Consider the following 16,970-nt stretch of genomic DNA (forward strand, 5'->3'; position numbering starts at 1 on the left):
GCGCTTGACCTTTTCTCCGCGGCAGGGCTGGATTTCGGCTCCTTGCGGAGGCATGACCCATGTCGCTTGAAGCCTATGCCGCCCTCGTGGTGGCCACGATCGTCGTGATCATCATTCCGGGGCCGACGGTCACCGTCATTCTCGCCAATTCGCTGCGCTATGGCAGCCGCGCCGGGCTGCTCAACGTGCTCGGGACCCAGATCGGGCTCGCCCTCATGCTGGCGGTGCTGGTGGTGGGGCTTGCCTCGGTCATCGAGGTGGTGGGCCATTGGTTCGAGTGGATCAGGCTGGTCGGCGCGGCCTATCTCGTGTGGATCGGCTTCAAGACGATCCGCGCGGCCGGCCGGGAAACGAGCGGCGAATTGCCGCCGACCCCGCGCGGCGGCTTTGTCTTCCAGGGGCTGGTGGTGATCCTCAGCAACCCGAAAGCCTTGCTGTTCTTCGGCGCCTTCTTTCCCCAGTTCATCGATCCCAGCGGCGACTATGTCTGGCAGCTGCTGCTGGCCGGGGCCACTTTCATGGTGCTCGCCACCGTTTCAGACGGTATGTATGCGCTGCTCGCCGGCCGGCTGCGGGAAATGCTGTCGCGCCAGCGCATCGCTCTGGTCAACCGGCTCTCGGGCCTGTGCATGGTGTGCGGCGGCGTGTGGCTCGCCCTGGCGCGGCGAAGCTGAGGAAGAGGCAGGAGTATGCTCGTCGGGTTCTATCCGGGAAGCTTCGATCCCATCACCAATGGCCATGTGGACATCATCACCCGCGCGGCACGCATTTTCGACAGGCTGATCCTGGCGGTGGGCGTCCATCACGGCAAGACGCCGCTGCTCTCGGCCGATGTCAGGGTCGAGCTGATGGAGGAGGTATGCGTGCCGATCGGCGCCGATCTCAATTGCGAGATCAAGGTCATCACCTTCGACAACCTGGCGGTGGAGGCGGCCAGTGCCAACGGCGCCACCGTGATGGTGCGGGGCTTGCGTGATTCCAGCGACTTTGACTACGAGGTTCAGATGGCACAGATGAATGCCGGCATGAACCGCGACGTGGAGACCATTTTCTTTGCCGCCAGCGCCAGCACGCGCATGATCGCCTCCTCGTTAGTCAAGCAGATTGCGCGCATGGGGGGCGACATCTCGCCCTTCGTGCCCGATATCGCCCGGCGCCGCATAGATGCCGCGATGAAGCGGTAGCGCTGAGCTTCCCTTCGATAACGAGACCACAGGAAAGGTCCAAGGTTCACATGATCGATATTGTCAAGCTGTTGTCCGCCGTCGTGCTGTTCGCCATGGTGCCCGGCGTTGCCCATTCCGCCCAGCCGCTCGACCCCGAAAACACCATCTATCTCGATCTCAAGGACGGCCGGGTGGTGATCCGCCTGCGGCCGGACCTGGCCCCGCAACACGTGGCGCGCATCAAGAAGCTTGCCCGCGACGGCTTCTATGACGGGGTGAAGTTCCACCGGGTGATCGACGGCTTCATGGCACAGACCGGCGATCCCACCGGCACCGGCACCGGCGGCTCCAGTGAGCCGGACCTCAAGGCTGAGTTCAGCAAGGAGCCGTTCCGCCGCGGCACCGTCGGCATGGCGCGCACCCAGGATCCGAACAGCGCCAACAGCCAGTTCTTCATCTGCTTCGATGATGCGAGCTTCCTCAACGGCCAGTACACGGTGTTCGGCCAGGTGGTCGAGGGCATGGAATTCGTGGACAAGATCAAGAAGGGCGCGGGCAGCAGCGGCATGGTCAGCAACCCCGACGTGATCGTCAAGATGCAGGTTGCTGCCGACGTGAAGCAGTAACCGGCACGAGCGCGAGACATGCGCGTCGACGAATTCGACTTCGATCTGCCGGAAGAGCGCATCGCGCTTCGGCCGGCAGTGCCGCGCGATGCGGCCCGCCTGCTGGTGGTGCGGCCGGACGCGGGAGTCGAGCTTGTCGATGCGCAGGTGAGCGCGCTCGGCGAGCACCTCGCGCCGGGGGACGTCCTGGTGTTCAACGACACCCGTGTCATTCCGGCGCGGTTGACCGGGCGGCGGCTTGGTCGCGGCGGTTACGAGCCCGTTGTCGAGGCCACCCTCATCGAGCGGCGGGATGAGGCAAGCTGGATCGCGCTGGCCAAGCCCGGACGCAAGCTGCAGCCCGGCGACCGCCTGCGCTTCGGGGCGGATCCGACGGTGTGCGAGGCGGAAACGCTCGATGCGACCGTCGAAGCGAAAGGCGACAACGGCGAGGTGACGCTCGCCTTCGACGTGGCCGGCCCGTTCCTGGACGAGCGGCTCAAGCTGTTCGGGGTGATGCCGCTGCCGCCCTATATCGCCGCGCGGCGGCCGGTGGACGAGCGCGATCACCTCGATTATCAGACGGTCTTCGCGCGGAGGGAAGGGGCGGTGGCCGCGCCGACGGCGGGGCTGCACTTTACTGATACGCTGTTTGCCAAGCTCGATGAGCGTGGCATTGGCCGCGCCTTCGTGACGCTGGAGGTAGGGGCAGGGACGTTCCTGCCGGTGAAGGCCGAGGATACCGCCGAACACCGCATGCACAGCGAACGCGGCGAGATCGATGCTGCGACGGCCGAGCGGTTGAACGGCGCGCGTGCCGCCGGCCACCGGATCGTGGCGGTCGGCACCACCTCGCTGCGCCTGCTGGAGAGCGCGGCCGATGTGGACGGCACCATCCGGCCGTTTTCCGGTGCGACGGACCTGTTCGTCACGCCGGGCTATCGCTTCAGGGTGGTCGACGTCCTGATGACCAATTTCCACCTGCCGCGCTCGACCCTGTTCATGCTGGTGTCGGCTTTCTGCGGCCTTGACCGCATGAAGCGTGCCTATGCCCATGCCGTAGCCGCCGGCTATCGCTTCTATTCCTATGGCGATGCCTGCCTGTTGTTTCCCGATCGCAGCCTGTGGGTCAGACCGGTCCTATGATCCCGCGCAACATCACCTTCGCCCTGCTGGCGCAGGATGGGGCGGCGCGCCTGGGGCGGATCGACACGCCGCGTGGGGAAATCCGCACGCCCGCCTTCATGCCGGTGGGCACGGCGGGCTCGGTGAAAGCGCTCTATATGGATCAGGTGCGCGCGGCCGGCAGCGATATCGTGCTGGGCAACACCTATCACCTGATGTTGCGGCCCGGCGCAGGGCGGCTCGAGCGGCTGGGCGGCTTGCACCGCTTCATGGGCTGGGAGCGGCCGATCCTCACCGATTCCGGCGGCTTTCAGGTCATGTCCCTCTCCAAGCTGCGCAAGGTTACGGAGAAGGGCGTCACCTTCCAGTCCCATATCGACGGCTCGACCCACCTGCTCACGCCGGAACGGGCCATGGAGATCCAGGCGCAGATCGGCTCGGACATCCGCATGGTGCTGGACGAATGCGTGGCTTGGCCATGCACCGAGGCCGAGGCGGAGCGGGCGATGTTGCTGTCGCTGCGTTGGGCCGAGCGGTCGAAGGCGGCTTTTGGCGCACCACCCGACCAGGCGCTGTTCGGCATCGTGCAGGGCAGCACCTTCCGGCACCTGCGTGAGATCTCGGCACGAGGGCTCGTGGATATCGGCTTCGATGGCTATGCGATAGGCGGGCTGGCAGTGGGCGAAGGGCAGGCGCGGATGCTCGCCACGCTGGATTACACCGTGCCGATGCTGCCGCAGGACCGGCCGCGCTATCTCATGGGCGTGGGCACGCCCGAGGATCTCTTGAAGGCGGTTGAGCGCGGGATCGACATGTTCGACTGCGTGATGCCCACCCGCTCCGGACGCCATGGCAAGGCCTTCACCCGCTTCGGGGCGATCAATCTCAAGAATGCCCGTCATGCGGACGACCCACGGCCGCTCGACGAGGAAAGCCCGTGTCCCGCGGCGAGCCGGTATAGCCGGGCCTATCTGCACCACCTGTTCAAGGCCGAGGAGCTGTTGGGCCAGATGCTCTTGTCCTGGGCGAATATCGCCTATTACCAGGGTCTGATGGCTGGCATGCGCGCGGCGATCGCCGAGGGGCGTTTCTCGGACTTTGCCGCCAAGACCATGGAAGGCTGGCAACGCGGGGATGTTCCTGCGTTGTAGCGGCAACGTTCGCGGCGGTGAGCCTGCTCAGGTCTCAATCTTGAACAGATCGCCATAGTGTTTGCGCAGCTCGGCCTTCTGTCCTTTGCCCATGGTGTTGCGCGGCAGCGCGTTGATGATCAGCACCCGTTTCGGCACCTTGAGCTTGGCCAGCCGCTGGGCCAGGTGATGATGACGGGCGCCGACATAGCGGAAGGGTTCGGGCGAAACGTTCCGCAGCAGGGCGAAGCCGCGGGTCATAGCGCACGCCGATCGAGATCTGCTTGAAGCTTGCGTCATCGACTGAATCGAAGTTATATAATTATAGAACTACGAATGACTGTGTGCGCCGTTTTTCCTTATTTTTCCAGGAGTTCGCATGACCAGCGCCATTCTCGTCGAGCACGCTGGGAGCGTGGCCACCGTGACCATGAACCGGCCCGAGAAAATGAATGCGCTCACGGTGCCGATGTACCAGCAGCTCGGGGAGGCGCTGCGCAATCTTTCGGCGCGCGATGATGTGCGCTGCGTTCTCATCCAGGGGGCGGGCGAGCGCGCGTTCTGCTCAGGCAGCGATATCGGCGGCTTCAATGACGACCGGCTCGGGTCGGCGCAGGCCCGGCAATATGCGCGCGACACCAATGGCGCGATGGTCCATCTGCGCGAATGCCGCCATCCCACGGTCGCCAAGATACGCGGGGTGTGCGTGGGCGGCGGGCTGGAGCTGGCGGCGGTGTGCGATATCCGCATCTGCTCCTCCGACAGCCGATTCGGCATCCCGCCCAACCGCTTGGGCCTCACGCTCGATTATGACGAGCTGGAGCCGCTCTGCGAACTGATCGGCCGCCGCCGGGCGCTTGAGGTGCTGCTGGAAGGGCGGATCTTCGGGGCGGAGGAGGCCCATCATCTGGGGTTGGTCACCCGGGTCGTCGCACCGGAAGAATTGGATGCGGAGATCGAGCGCACGGTCAGCCGCATCGTCAATGCAGCGCCGCTGTCGAACCGGTGGCACAAGGCATTCGTCCGGCGGCTGGCCGACCCGCGGCCGCTGTCGGCTGAGGAGCGGGACGAGCCCTATCTCTGCTACGAGACCGAGGATTATCGCGAGGGGACGGCGGCTTTCAACGAGAAGCGCAAACCCGCGTTCAAAGGCCGGTGACGGCAGGAAACGATTTCGGAGACAGTGAGTGACACAGCATATTTCCACCGGCCCGCTCAAGGGGGTGACCGTGATCGAGCTCGCCCATGTGATGGCCGGGCCGACCTGCGGCCGGATGCTCGCCGACATGGGTGCCGATGTGATCAAGGTGGAGCGCATTCCCCATGGCGACGATACAAGGCGCGACACCATGCCGAACGAGGCGGGCAATCCCGACAGCCACGCCTTCATGATGATGAACCGCAACAAGCGAGGCATCGCGCTCGACCTCAAGACCGAGGACGGCCGTGCCATCCTGCGGCGCTTGCTGGCCAGGGCGGACGTGCTGGTGGAGAACTATCGGCACGACACGATGAGCCGCCTGGGGCTGGGCTGGGAGACCCTGAGCCAGGAATTCCCGCGGCTGATCTACTGCGCGGTGTCGGGCTTCGGCCGCACCGGGCCTTATGCCCATCGCGGCGGGTTCGACCTCATCGCCCAGGGGATCAGCGGGCTCATGAGCATCACCGGCGAGGGTCCCGGGCGGCCACCGGTGAAGGTGGGCCCGCCGGTCACCGATATCACCGCCGGGATCCTGGCGGCGATGGGCGTGGTGGCGGCCCTCTATGCCCGCCAGAACACGGGCAAGGGCCAATTCGTGGACACCTCGCTGCTGGAAGCCGGGGTGATCTTCACCTACTGGCACTCGGCGATCACCTTCGCCACCGGCGATTGCCCCGGCGCCCTGGGCTCCGCCCATCCGCTGAGCGCGCCATACCAGGCCTATCAAGCCGCTGACGAGTGGATCAATGTCGGCGCGGCGAGCCAGCCCAACTGGCTGCGCATGGTGAAGATCCTCGGCGCGCCCGAGCTGGCGGAGGATCCGCGCTTCCGCGAGAACACGGACCGCATGGCCAACAAGGAGGCTTTGGACGCGGTGCTCGAGCCCCTGTTCAAGCAGAAGCCCGCGGCCGAATGGCTGGCGGCGTTCGAAGCGGCGGGGGTGCCGGCAGGTCCCATCCTGCGCGTGCCCGACATGCATAGGGATCCGCAGGTGATTGCCCGGGACCTCGTCCCGACGGTGCAGCATTCCAAGCGCGGCGAGGTCAAGACCATCGGCTTTCCCGTCAAGTTTTCCGATACCCCGGTGAAGATTTCGCGGGCGGCGCCTTGCCTGGGCGAGCACACCCGGGAGGTGCTCGAGGAATACGGCTTCGCTGCCGCCGATATCGCGCGCTTCGAGGAAAATGGCGCCGTGCGCGCGTCCTGATCCGGAAAGCGGATCATCGCGGGCCAACCGAGCGGGCGCCGTCGTGGAAGGGCATTATTGGTGCCGGCAGCAGGGCTCGAACCCGCGACCCCCTGATTACAAATCAGAAAATTGGCCCATTGATAAAGCTGCCGCTTTCTCAATCAAGCCGGTAAGCCTCTGCAATAAAATACGATTTCTAATGCTTTGGTTTGACGTCCTTTGAGTCTGTACGCTACTCTAGCCTGACACAGGCCTGACACGGACTCCAGAATGCCGAAAGAGCGGATCACCAACGACACCCTGAAACGCCTCAAGCCACCGGCAACCGGGAATATCATAGTCTGGGACACCGAGGTGAGGGGCTTCGGCGCACGGATCACCGCCGCCGGCGCTATCGCCTTCATCGTGAACTACACAATTCACGGCCGAGAACGACGTTACACATTTGGCCACTACCCCCATTTGCCGGCGGCTGAGGCGCGCAAGAACGCCGCAGCGCTTCGGCAAAAGGTCCTGCTCGGAGCAGATCCGATGCAGGACCGTGAAGGACAACGATCCGCACCGACAGTGGACGATCTGTGCGACCAATATATCAAAAAGCACGCGAAGCCGCGGAAGCGGCCTTCATCGCTGATGAACGATCAATCGATGATCAGCCGCATTATCAAACCCAAGCTCGGCAATCGGAAGGTCGCAGAGATCAGCCACGATGACATCGACGAGCTGCACCGCTCACTCAAGACCACGCCATACGCAGCGAACCGTGTCCTGTCGTTGCTCTCTAAAATGTTCAACTTGGCGTCCGAAAAATGGAAGTGGCGTAGCGATAATCCGTGCCGGGGCGTGGAACGGTACCCAGAGGACAGGCGTCAGCGGTACCTCAAGCCAGATGAGCTGCAGAGGCTCATGACGGCTATGACGAGGCATCGGAACCAGCAGAGCGCCAATGCTGTCAGGTTGCTGCTCCTCACTGGTGCGCGCCGGTCTGAAGTTTTGAATGCGACCTGGAGCCAATTCGATTTGCAGACTGGCATTTGGACCAAGCCAAGCTCCCACACTAAAGCCAAGCGAGAGCACCGGGTGCCGCTGTCTGGTCTGGCGCTCGAGCTGCTTAAGGAGATGAAGGCCAAAGCCGACGCGGAGGCTCGGGAAGCGGCCCGGAACGGCCGCATCGAGGCGCCGACGTTCCTGTTTCCGTCTTCCTCACGGGAGGGCGCGCAGGGACATCTCAAGAAATTTTGGCGCTCAGTCTGCAAGGCTGCCGGGCTAGGCCAGTGGGTAGAGAAGCGGACGCGGGAGGGCAGGGCGGTCCTAAACAAGAGAGGCGAGCCCGTGACGGAGTGGCGGCCCGACGTGCGTATCCACGATCTGCGGCATAGTTTTGCTTCGCTGCTCGCATCGTCAGGAGCCTCGCTGCTCTTGATCGGCGAGCTGCTCGGACATACTCAGGCGCAGACGACAAAGCGTTATTCCCATCTGTTCGACGATCCGATGCGCGAGGCCGCCAACCGCGTGGGACAGCTCGTATCGGGCGCCAGCGGCGCGGTGCGATGATGTCGCTGCCAAAGCAGATACCGCCGTTCCGAATGGAGGAGGGGCAGGTCAGGTACGAAATCAATCGACCGCTTTTCACCGAAGAGGATTATTGGCGCTTCGAGGATGCCATAAGCCGCCCGCATAAGCGGTTCGTGCTCACGCCTGAGCAGCGCCTGGCAATTGAGGATGCCGCATCCGGTCTTTGCTATGGGCTGCTCTGGAAAACGAAATTCCCTAAAAGATCGGACCTTCTTAAGGAGCTGGAGGGCGTGGAAAACAGAGCGGCCGAAGTCTTGTCCAATCCTACCGAGCAGGGTGTGAGAGAGCTTATTTCATGGCTCGATAACCGCTCGTATGCTGCCCATGTCGCCTTGGGTCTCCCATACCGGGATGACAAGATTTGGCATGGCGCGCCTGACCGCGTGGCGATGGACATTTATCAGAAGGTACGCCAAGCGCGAGAGCGCACCGAAAGGGACACCGCTCGCGCGACTAGCTTTGGCCATCACTCAGGTTTCATTCGCCTTCTCGTCGATGCCGTAAATCTAGGCGAGGAGAAGCAACGTCTACGTGTTGCCGCTTCTCAAAATGCGCAAGGGCCGAGCGGGCCTCTGATCCGCCTCCTGCGCGCTATAGACGAAGCCCTTCGCGAGCACCCAGACGTGCGGCGACACGGCCTGGTGCCGTCCGTCGACATGGATGCCCTTTACAAGCGAATTCAGGAGGCTAAGCGCAAGTCGAGCGGCTAGGGGCGAATTTTTACCATGTGGGGAAATCAAATAATCGCGAACAATCGCAGCATGCTTAAAGAAGCGGAGCATGCTGCGGATGATTATCTTAGACGACGGAGATGTCCTCCTCACCGAGGATGAGGTTGTGGAAGAGTTCGGCCACTGGTCGAAAAAGACGCTTCAGACCATGCGCTCGCGTCGACGCGGACCACCTTATTGCAAGCTCGGGGCGAAGGTGCATTACCGGCGCAGTAAAATTATCTCTAAAGCATTAGCCAACGAAATCGACCCGGACAAGCTGCGCGGAAATACTTGAAAAGCGAAACGCCCTGGCTGGCAGGCCGGGGCGTTTTTGTCGTTTCAACGAAGCGCCTGGCAGCGCTCCAATGTCAAAGGATAGCGACCGTGACTATAGCGACCGCTTGCGAAAATCGCAACACCCTTGTTCCTCATCACCCGACTGAACCAGAGGAAATTCCCGGCTCAGCCGCGTCCGCGCTGGCGACGGCTGTCGAGGAAATCAGGGGGGCCATCGGTCAAAATCACTCGGCATATGGAGCCCACCACAGTGGGGACCGCGTAGCCCTGACTGATCACCTAGACGCGCTCCTCGAAAATCTCAGCACCGTGTATGAGGCTATCGATCGCTGCCGAAATTGGTCGGTCACCGAGGCCGCGCGGCTGAACCGTGCTCGGCATCGGACCTCCGAAATCGACGAGGCACTTTGGCCACATCGCGAGAAGCTTCTCAGAGCGTGGCTACGTGAGGTTCGGCCGTCTCGCGGCGGTTATCTGGTCGGCCGCACCCGATGCGGCAAGCGGTTCACATTCGGGCCCTTTGGCGGCTGGGATATCAGCGGTGGCGGCCTCTATCACGGCGGCTCGGGCTTAGTATCCGCGTTCGCCGCTATCCATGACGTTTCGCTCGATGAAGCGCTGCAAGCGTTGGTCGAGCGGCATGTGCGAGCGCGGTGATGGCCGATGCTGGCTCGGAATGACGATGAAGAAATTCTCGTTCATACGGCCTCGCGACCGGTCGCTGCCGTCGAACCATATCAGTGGCGGCCGCCGGCCGAACTGCCGCGGCGGCGGTGGCTCTATGGCCGACATCTCATCAGAGCCGCTGTCTCTGCGACGGCGGCTCCCCCGGGCCTCGGAAAAAGCAGCCTTTCAATTGCGGAGGCCTTGGCCATGGTGACCGGCCGCGCCCTCCTGGGAGAACGCCCAGCCGAACCGCTGCGGGTGCTGGTCGCGAACCTCGAAGATCCGCTTGAGGAAGTCGAGCGCCGAATAGCCGCTGCGTGCCTGCATTACGGAATAGGCGAAGAAGATATAGGCGATCGATTGTTCCTGGTCTCAGAAAGCAATGAACCGATCGTCATCGCCGAACAAAGCCGTGACGGCCCGATAATCACGACAGGATCCACGATTTTAGAGCAGATAATTCGAGACAACTTCATCGATGTTGCGATCTTCGATCCGTTCGTCTCGCTGCACAGAGTGGCGGAGAACGACAACATGGCAACCGACATGGTGGTCAAGGAACTGAGCCGGATTGCTCGGTCTGCGGATTGTGCAATCGAGATCGTTCATCACACTCGAAAGCTGAACAATGTCGAAGCCTCGATAGACGCCGTTCGCGGTGGCTCCGCCATCATCGGTGCTGTGCGAAGCGCCCGTGTCCTCACCCGTATGACCGCTGAGGAAAGCGAGAAGTTCGGTGTCCAGGAGCATTGGCGACATTTCCGTGTCGCCGACGGGAAGGCGAACTTCTCGCCGCCGGCAGACCGGAGCACCTGGTTCCGGTTGGCCAGCATCGATCTCGGCAACCACGGCCCGGACGGCGAACCATCCGACCTCGTCGGTGTGACGGAGCGATGGGTACCGCCAAGCCCGCTCGACGGTCTGGATGTCTCAGACCTCGCACGCGTCCAAGAGCGAATAGCCGGTGGCGAGTTTCGCAAATCTGATCAGTCACCGGAATGGGTGGGCTGCGCGGTTGCCGACGTTCTCGGGCTCGACGCCGAAAATCCTGCTGACAGGAGCCGGATCAAATCACTCCTCAACACCTGGACCGCGAATGGAGTGCTGAAGACGGTGCACCGACCAGACAAGAACCGGCAGACGCGCCCGTTCGTGGTCGTTGGAGAGCGTGTGTTTGCCAGTAGTGCAGCACCGCAGCACCAGGAGGTGGAGCAGTGGTGATGCACCGTAGCACTGCACCACTGCAGCACCTGCACCACCCCTTTTGGGGGTGGCAGGTGGTGGTGGTGCAGCAGGACCGATGGAGAAGACCATGCAGTTGACAGACATTTTTCGAAACTCAACCGCCGACCGGCTGGAGAAGGCCAAAAAGAAGCTCGAAGCAGCGCAAGCTCAGTTGGAGCAGCTCGACGCCGAGATCGCTGCCGCAACGGACGCCGAGATCGATGGTGATGCCGGCGCGGTGAAGCGTCTCAGCAAGGCTCAAACTGGGCGGCGAGATGCGTGCGAGGAGATCGACCGGCTGCATCAGGCGATCAACCGGCTGGAAGCAGAGCTAGAGGCTGAGCAGGCGGCGGGGCGGCGGGCGGAGGGCGCTGACACCATCAAGATGATCGAGCAGATCATGGCCGAGCGCATCCGCGCTGCAGAAGCTGCCGACCGCGCGCTGAACCAACTGGCGAAGGCCCTCCAGGAGAGCGAGCAGCACCTCCTGCATCTCGCACGGCTGGCCCAGACGAAATCCTATCGGATCCATCTCGATTTCAGCCTGTGCCCGGCTGCTTCAAAAACAGGCGTGCAAGGAGCCGTAACAGCGATCCTTGGCGCGAACCATGTGGTCCCCGATCGGCGGTTCGACATGAGCATTCCGGTCCGGTCCATGCGCGAGTTGGCCGAAGAGACCGCGTCCCATCTCATCCACCAGGCGAAAACTGCCATCCGGAGGGAAATCAAATGACTGATGAAGCGATTGGCGGACCGGCTGCGCCAGCCCCGGCGCCCGCACAGGAGCCGTCCCAGCCGGGTCCCGAGGCACCTCTGGCGCCTGAGTTGCAGTCCGAGGAGTTCGCCCAAATGGCAGCCGATGCATTCGCGCCGCCGTCGACCCCCTCTGGGTACGATTTTTCCGATCTCCGAGATGCTGATCCCAAGGTGCTCCTGGAGGTGGGCCAAGCACTTCACTCCGAGGGCGTTCCGGCAGGCTTCGCCACTATGGCCCGCCAGGAAATCTCCAGGATCGCGCCTGCAATCCAGGACGACGCTTCATTCGAACTGGCCGTTCAGAAATGCCGCTTCGATCTCGATGCGCAATTCGGCCAGAGGGCACCAGAAGTCATCAAAGACGCATTGGCTTACTTCGACCGGCTCGGCAGACACGCATCGATGACAGGCGCTGTTGACGCGCTCCTATGCAGCCCGTGGGCACTCGCATCTGCCGCTCATCTCGAACGAATTCAGCGGGCGAAGAAGGGCCGTTAAGGCTGTTCCGGACCATAAGCATCGAGAGATAAACTTATGACCCAAAATCGAAAATCCAGGTCGGGGGTACGGGTCGGAAGGCTGCAAACCACCGGCGACATAGTTCAAGAAATGGGGCGGGTCTACAGAGAGGCGAGGCGCGGATCGCTTGAGACGTCGAAAGCTTCTCGGCTTGTCTACATGCTGCAGGCGATCCGTGGCACGATTGAAGCAGGCCCCTTGGAAGAGCGCTTGGCGGCACTTGAAGAGGCGGCAGGGCAATGAGCCGGACACAGTTCGAACGCAGGCTGCGTAGCCTGGAGCGACAGTTGAAGCCCAAATCCGCTTTCCTTGCGATCCTGGTCGAGGAAGGCGAAACCGCCGAGGCGGCGCTCGCCAGGCATCCTGGCGTAACCGAGGCATCGTTCGTGTGCCTTATTCAAGACTGGCGCGAGGACGATGAGCCATCGACGCGTCCTGACTGGAACGGGCCGATCGGACTGACACTGAACTGACACTGCATGAATTTCTATCTGGAAAAACGTGGAATTGCAGACAGTTAAATAAATAGATCCTCTGACAAACCATCAGAAGAATAGCAAAAGGCAGGCGAAACATGGTCCAGATCCCGATCTACCAACCCCGTGTCGGTCTGCCGGGTGCGCCACGGCAGCAGAGAGCTTCAGGGGCAGAATTCGGTGCGGGCGTCGGCATGGCATTGGTGGACGCTGGGTCTGCCGGCCAGCAGACAGTCCAGGCCGTGCAGCACAAACTGGTCGAGCAGGAACGCGAGGACGCAGTGGCCTGGCTGGCCGAACGGCAGGCACAGGATCGGCTGCGCTGGACCGAGGAACTGTTGCGCCGGCAGGAAACGGCCCCGTCCGGCGCGGAGAATTTCACAGGTGCGCTGCTCGATGATTTCGACCGGCAGGTGGCGGCGGTAAAGCCGCCGAACGAGATCGCCGGCCGGCTATACCAGCAGGAGGCCACGCAGCTGCGCCAGACGCTGGGCAGCAGCGCCATGCGCTTTGAGGCCGAGGAGAGGTGGCGTCATCGTAGGACGCAGCTGGAAAGCGCCCTGCAGACGAACGCACAGACCGTCACCATGGCTCCCGGCGAGTTTGAAACGGTGCGAGCGTCGTACCTTGCAGACGTTGGCGAGACCAACCTGCCACCCGAGGCAAAATCTGAACTGGCACAGCTGGCAGACCGCACCTTGGCGGCCGCTGCCATCCAGGGTGAAATCGAGCGGAACCCCGACGAGGTTGCGAGCCGCCTGACCGGGCGCCCGAATGCCGCCTATTATGATCGGCTTCGCGCCGCTGAGAGCGGCGGCCGGAACGTGCCGAATGCCGCGGGAACATCGAGTGCGTTCGGGCCGTTCCAGTTCACCGAGGGCACCTGGCGCGATCTGATTGCAAAGCATCCGGATCTTGGGTTGAAGCCGGCGGACCGGTTCAGTCCGGATGCGCAGGAGCGGGCAATAGCTGCCTTCACGCGGGACAATGCAGCGGCGCTGAAAGCCGCAGGGCATGCACCGACGGATGGAAACCTCTATCTCGCGCATTTCCTCGGCGCTGCCGGCGCCGTGAAATTCCTCGACGGCTTGCGATCGGACCCAAACGCCGCGGCCAGCGGCTATGCCGCGCCGGACGCGGTTTCCGCTAATCCGGCGGTATTTCGTAAGGCGGATGGCCGGCCAAGATCGGCGGAGGAGGTCTATCGGCTGCTGACCGCCCGCTTTGGTGACAGCCGCACCGCGGAGCAGGCGGGCTTTCAGTTCGGCGGCCTGTCTGGACCATATGCAGCTCTCACGCCAGAGCAGCTGGCTGCCTTCACCAACCGCGCAGAGGCCGCCATCCGCGACCGGCGCATCGGGCTGCAGGCGGAGATCAAAGGCCGGGTTGAGAACTCGCTGGCCGAAGCGGGCGCCACGGGAGTGGCGCGGCAGCCTGTGGGTCTGGATGAGTTCGTCGGAGCCTTTGGCCCGAATGATGGTGTCGCCCGATACGAGACCTATCAAGCTGAGATCAAAGCGGCACGGGACCGCAGAGCCATCGGCCTGCTGCCGCCGTCAGACGCCACCGCGCTGATCGAGAGCTACCGGCCGAAGCCGGGCAGCGAGCGTTTCGCCGAGCAGCAGCGGAGGTTTGACGAGCTTGCGTCCGCCTATTCCGGACAGCGCAAGCTGTTGATGGCCGATCCCGCAGCGTATCTGCAGACTTACTCCAGCGAGATCAGCAAAGCCTATGGCGAGGTTCAAGCTGCCGCGAGCGCAGGCCCGGAGGCGTTGAAATCCGCGTCCCTGGGCTATGCCCGGAAGATCGTTGCCGAGCAGGAGCGGCTGGGAGTTTCACCGGACGGCATTCGCATCGTGCCTCAGGCTTATGGGGAGCAGATTGCTTCGCAGCTGAGCGCGCCTGAACAGGCGGGTGGCTCTCAGATCGTGGCCCAGCGGATCAGAGGTCTAGCCGAGCAGTGGGGCGAATACTGGCCGGGGGTTTACCGTGACGTGAAAGGCGCGGCCGGGCCCGTTTTCGAGGTGATCGGGTCAGGGGTGCGCGAGCCCGCCGCTATGGCATTGGCTGAGATGGCCACGGTTTCGACTGATGACGTCCTGAAGGCCACTCCGGACACCAAGAAAGCCGATATCCAAACGGCTGTTGAGACGGCGTTCGCACCCTTCGCGCAGACCCTGCTGGCGACCACCGGTGCGGTCTCGACGGGCCGGAATTTCCAGGATCAAGGGCTGAAGCTGGCTGCGTATTACCATGCGCGGGGGCAATCCGTTGATGAGGCTGCAAAGCGCGCCTTTGATGACCTGATTGGCCACAAATACGAATTCGCAGACACATACCGCATCCCGAAATCGCTGCCCTATACGCCGGATCTGCTCGACCGCAATGCCGAGATGATCCTGACCCGCGGCCTCACCGCCAATGATATAGCCGCGCCCGTGGATGACATCGGCGGCCTGGACGAGAAAACCATGCGCGAGGACGCCTTGCGCTCCTATCGCCAGTTTGGCGCCTGGGTAACGGCGCCGGGCGACACCGGCCTGGTGCTGACCTATGGCAATGCGGCTGTGTTGCGCCCGGATGGTCAGCCGCTGGTGTTCACTTGGGATGAGATTGCCCGCTGGACACCACCTTTGGCCCCGATCGGTGCCGCAGCGCGGCAGGTGCGGCCATGAGCATCTATCCCGGCGCGATCCGTACGCGGCAGAATATCCCGTTCAGCGAAATCGAAGCGCCACTGAGCGATACCCTCGGCGCGAGCTTCCAAGGGGCCTGGCGGGACACCTTCTATGGCAGCGCGAGCCGTTGGCTGGAACTGGACCAGGCGCAGCGTGGCGATGTTGAGATCGGCATCGGCGGCATTACGCGCCAGCCTCCGCGCTCGCCGTTGCTCACGGCCGACCAGGCGAAGGCTCGCGTCCGCGAAGCAGGTATCGAAGGGTTCGTCACTCTGCCGGATACGGACATCCGCGAGGAAGCGCTTTCCATCATGATCGATCGCGCCAAGGCGCGACGCAAGACTGAAGCGACCATCGCCCGCGGGCCGTCAGGCCTTATGCCGGGCGCGCTGCGCTTGGGAACGGCGTTCGCGGCCAATGTGCTTGATCCGGTTGGGGTGGCAGCTTCGTTCATTCCCGTCGTCGGCCAGGCGCGCTACGCCGCTCTGCTCGCGAAAGCCGGAGGCGCGTTCGGCAGGGCCGGGGTGCGCGTGGGTGTTGGCGCTGTGGAAGGCGCTGCAGGTGCAGCGCTGCTGGAGCCGATGACTTATCTTGCCAACACGCAAGAGGGCCAGGATTACACCATGGCCGATGCTGTGCTGAATATCGCCGTTGGCTCCGTCGTCGGCGGTGGGCTGCACGTCGGCGCAGGCATTGCCGGTGATCTCTGGCGCAACAGCCGGTGGGCGACAGCCAAGCCTATGGGCGAGACAGGCCGGCTTATCGATGATCTGCCGCCGGAAGCCCGAGAGGCGCTGCTGAGGCCTGCCGTTGCGCAGCTCGCATCCGGGCGCCACGTGGAAATCGAGCCGGTTTTTCGGTCTGAATTTGTGCCGACCCGGCGGAGCGATCTGCTGCAGTCGACGGCGCTGGCAACGGGCACCGTCGATCTGGCGCCGCCCGAAATGCGCTTCGGCTTGGAGGCTGGCCCGGTTGATCGCCTGCAGGCGGCAGCGCGGATCAGTGCCCCGGAGGTGTTCGCGAGGGCCGACGAGCTGGACCTTGCCATCCGTGAACGTGAGGAGCGGCTGGCGAGCTTGGAGCGGCCGGCGGATGGGCGAGAGGCGCAGAGAACCGCGAGGACCGGCGCCGAGCAGCCTGCCGCGTCGTTGCCGCGCTCCGCGAGGGATGAACCCACGGCGGCCGCTGCTGGCACCGCGATGCCTGCCGGCAGGGATACCGATACCGAAACCATTCGGGCGGAGATCGAAACTCTTCGCTCTGAACGGCTGAACCTGCAGCCCGAGATCGACCGCGCCACGCGGCAGGCCTTTACCCAGTCAGCGGCGTCCCCGCTGGAGCTGGCGCGCCGGGCGCAGGCCGCAGCGCAGCGCACCTGGTCCCCCGAAGCAGTCCGGGTTGCAGATTTCCGGGCCGCGGAGCAAGCCGCCGAAAAACTGACACAGCCGCCAGCAGCCTCACCGGCGGACGAGGTGTCCGCAGAGCTCGAGGAAGCGCTGACTCTGCTTAATGACGTCGCCCGTCCATTCGGAGGCGAGCAGCTGGTCGCCGGCGAGCTTGAGCATTTCGACGAGATCATTGCGGCAGCCGAAGCCTATGGCCGTGCCGCGCGAGCGGCGGCGCTATGCGGCCTGCGCCGATAACCTGGGG

General features: G+C 63.5%; 18 protein-coding genes. 17 read left to right on the forward strand and 1 reads right to left on the reverse strand.

Features of this window, described 5'->3' with window-relative positions:
• Positions 1 to 59: 59 nt before the first annotated feature.
• Genes E4P09_RS20110 through tgt form a run of 5 tightly spaced genes read left to right on the forward strand, consistent with a single transcriptional unit; the run spans position 60 to position 4,047 of the window.
• Positions 60 to 674 (forward strand): LysE family translocator, encoded by a 615-nt coding sequence (locus E4P09_RS20110; protein WP_137391420.1) that lies wholly within the window; start codon positions 60 to 62, stop codon positions 672 to 674.
• A 15-nt stretch (positions 675 to 689) separates the two neighbouring features.
• Positions 690 to 1,184 carry a pantetheine-phosphate adenylyltransferase gene (gene coaD / locus E4P09_RS20115; protein ID WP_137391421.1) on the forward strand — a complete coding sequence of 165 codons (495 nt, stop codon included), beginning with the start codon at positions 690 to 692 and terminating at the stop codon, positions 1,182 to 1,184.
• 50 nt (positions 1,185 to 1,234) lie between these two features.
• The gene (locus E4P09_RS20120; protein WP_170984525.1) at positions 1,235 to 1,792 is read left to right on the forward strand and encodes a peptidylprolyl isomerase; all 558 of its coding nucleotides are present in this window, start codon (positions 1,235 to 1,237) and stop codon (positions 1,790 to 1,792) included.
• Positions 1,793 to 1,810: 18 nt separating this feature from the next.
• Positions 1,811 to 2,917 carry a tRNA preQ1(34) S-adenosylmethionine ribosyltransferase-isomerase QueA gene (gene queA / locus E4P09_RS20125; RefSeq protein ID WP_137391422.1) on the forward strand — a complete coding sequence of 369 codons (1,107 nt, stop codon included), beginning with the start codon at positions 1,811 to 1,813 and terminating at the stop codon, positions 2,915 to 2,917.
• A complete protein-coding gene (gene tgt, locus E4P09_RS20130) occupies positions 2,914 to 4,047 on the forward strand; it encodes a tRNA guanosine(34) transglycosylase Tgt (protein ID WP_137391423.1) in 1,134 nt (377 codons plus the stop codon). The genes queA and tgt overlap by 4 nt, the downstream gene beginning before the upstream one ends.
• Before the next feature lie 27 nt (positions 4,048 to 4,074).
• On the opposite strand, the gene E4P09_RS20135 is transcribed toward tgt, so the two are convergent.
• A complete protein-coding gene (locus E4P09_RS20135; protein ID WP_137391424.1) occupies positions 4,075 to 4,287 on the reverse strand; it encodes a hypothetical protein in 213 nt (70 codons plus the stop codon).
• A gap of 118 nt (positions 4,288 to 4,405) precedes the next feature.
• On the opposite strand from E4P09_RS20135, the gene E4P09_RS20140 reads away from it, so the two are divergent.
• From E4P09_RS20140 to E4P09_RS20195, 12 genes are all read left to right on the forward strand, one after another.
• Positions 4,406 to 5,185 carry an enoyl-CoA hydratase/isomerase family protein gene (locus tag E4P09_RS20140; protein WP_137391425.1) on the forward strand — a complete coding sequence of 260 codons (780 nt, stop codon included), beginning with the start codon at positions 4,406 to 4,408 and terminating at the stop codon, positions 5,183 to 5,185.
• Positions 5,186 to 5,213: 28 nt separating this feature from the next.
• Positions 5,214 to 6,434, forward strand: a complete 1,221-nt coding sequence (locus E4P09_RS20145; protein WP_137391426.1) for a CaiB/BaiF CoA transferase family protein — start codon at positions 5,214 to 5,216, stop codon at positions 6,432 to 6,434.
• A 252-nt stretch (positions 6,435 to 6,686) separates the two neighbouring features.
• Positions 6,687 to 7,970, forward strand: coding sequence for a tyrosine-type recombinase/integrase (locus E4P09_RS20150; protein WP_137391427.1), 1,284 nt, complete (start codon positions 6,687 to 6,689; stop codon positions 7,968 to 7,970).
• The gene (locus E4P09_RS20155) at positions 7,967 to 8,701 is read left to right on the forward strand and encodes a hypothetical protein (protein WP_137391428.1); all 735 of its coding nucleotides are present in this window, start codon (positions 7,967 to 7,969) and stop codon (positions 8,699 to 8,701) included. Before E4P09_RS20150 ends, E4P09_RS20155 begins: the two co-directional genes overlap by 4 nt.
• A gap of 70 nt (positions 8,702 to 8,771) precedes the next feature.
• Positions 8,772 to 8,999 carry a hypothetical protein gene (locus E4P09_RS20160; protein WP_137391429.1) on the forward strand — a complete coding sequence of 76 codons (228 nt, stop codon included), beginning with the start codon at positions 8,772 to 8,774 and terminating at the stop codon, positions 8,997 to 8,999.
• Between the two features lie 89 nt (positions 9,000 to 9,088).
• Positions 9,089 to 9,658, forward strand: coding sequence for a hypothetical protein (locus tag E4P09_RS20165; RefSeq protein WP_137391430.1), 570 nt, complete (start codon positions 9,089 to 9,091; stop codon positions 9,656 to 9,658).
• Positions 9,659 to 9,664: 6 nt separating this feature from the next.
• Entirely contained in the window at positions 9,665 to 10,888 is a 1,224-nt protein-coding gene (locus E4P09_RS20170; protein ID WP_137391431.1) for an AAA family ATPase, read from the forward strand.
• 79 nt (positions 10,889 to 10,967) lie between these two features.
• The gene (locus tag E4P09_RS20175; protein WP_137391432.1) at positions 10,968 to 11,624 is read left to right on the forward strand and encodes a hypothetical protein; all 657 of its coding nucleotides are present in this window, start codon (positions 10,968 to 10,970) and stop codon (positions 11,622 to 11,624) included.
• Positions 11,621 to 12,145 carry a hypothetical protein gene (locus E4P09_RS20180; protein WP_137391433.1) on the forward strand — a complete coding sequence of 175 codons (525 nt, stop codon included), beginning with the start codon at positions 11,621 to 11,623 and terminating at the stop codon, positions 12,143 to 12,145. Before E4P09_RS20175 ends, E4P09_RS20180 begins: the two co-directional genes overlap by 4 nt.
• 260 nt (positions 12,146 to 12,405) lie before the next feature.
• Positions 12,406 to 12,639, forward strand: a complete 234-nt coding sequence (locus tag E4P09_RS20185; protein WP_137391434.1) for a hypothetical protein — start codon at positions 12,406 to 12,408, stop codon at positions 12,637 to 12,639.
• Between the two features lie 101 nt (positions 12,640 to 12,740).
• Positions 12,741 to 15,317, forward strand: a complete 2,577-nt coding sequence (locus tag E4P09_RS20190; RefSeq protein WP_137391435.1) for a hypothetical protein — start codon at positions 12,741 to 12,743, stop codon at positions 15,315 to 15,317.
• The gene (locus E4P09_RS20195; RefSeq protein WP_137391436.1) at positions 15,314 to 16,963 is read left to right on the forward strand and encodes a hypothetical protein; all 1,650 of its coding nucleotides are present in this window, start codon (positions 15,314 to 15,316) and stop codon (positions 16,961 to 16,963) included. The genes E4P09_RS20190 and E4P09_RS20195 overlap by 4 nt, the downstream gene beginning before the upstream one ends.
• Positions 16,964 to 16,970: the final 7 nt, after the last annotated feature.

The organism is Rhodoligotrophos defluvii (assembly GCF_005281615.1).
In the GTDB taxonomy this organism is placed as follows: domain Bacteria; phylum Pseudomonadota; class Alphaproteobacteria; order Rhizobiales; family Im1; genus Rhodoligotrophos; species Rhodoligotrophos defluvii.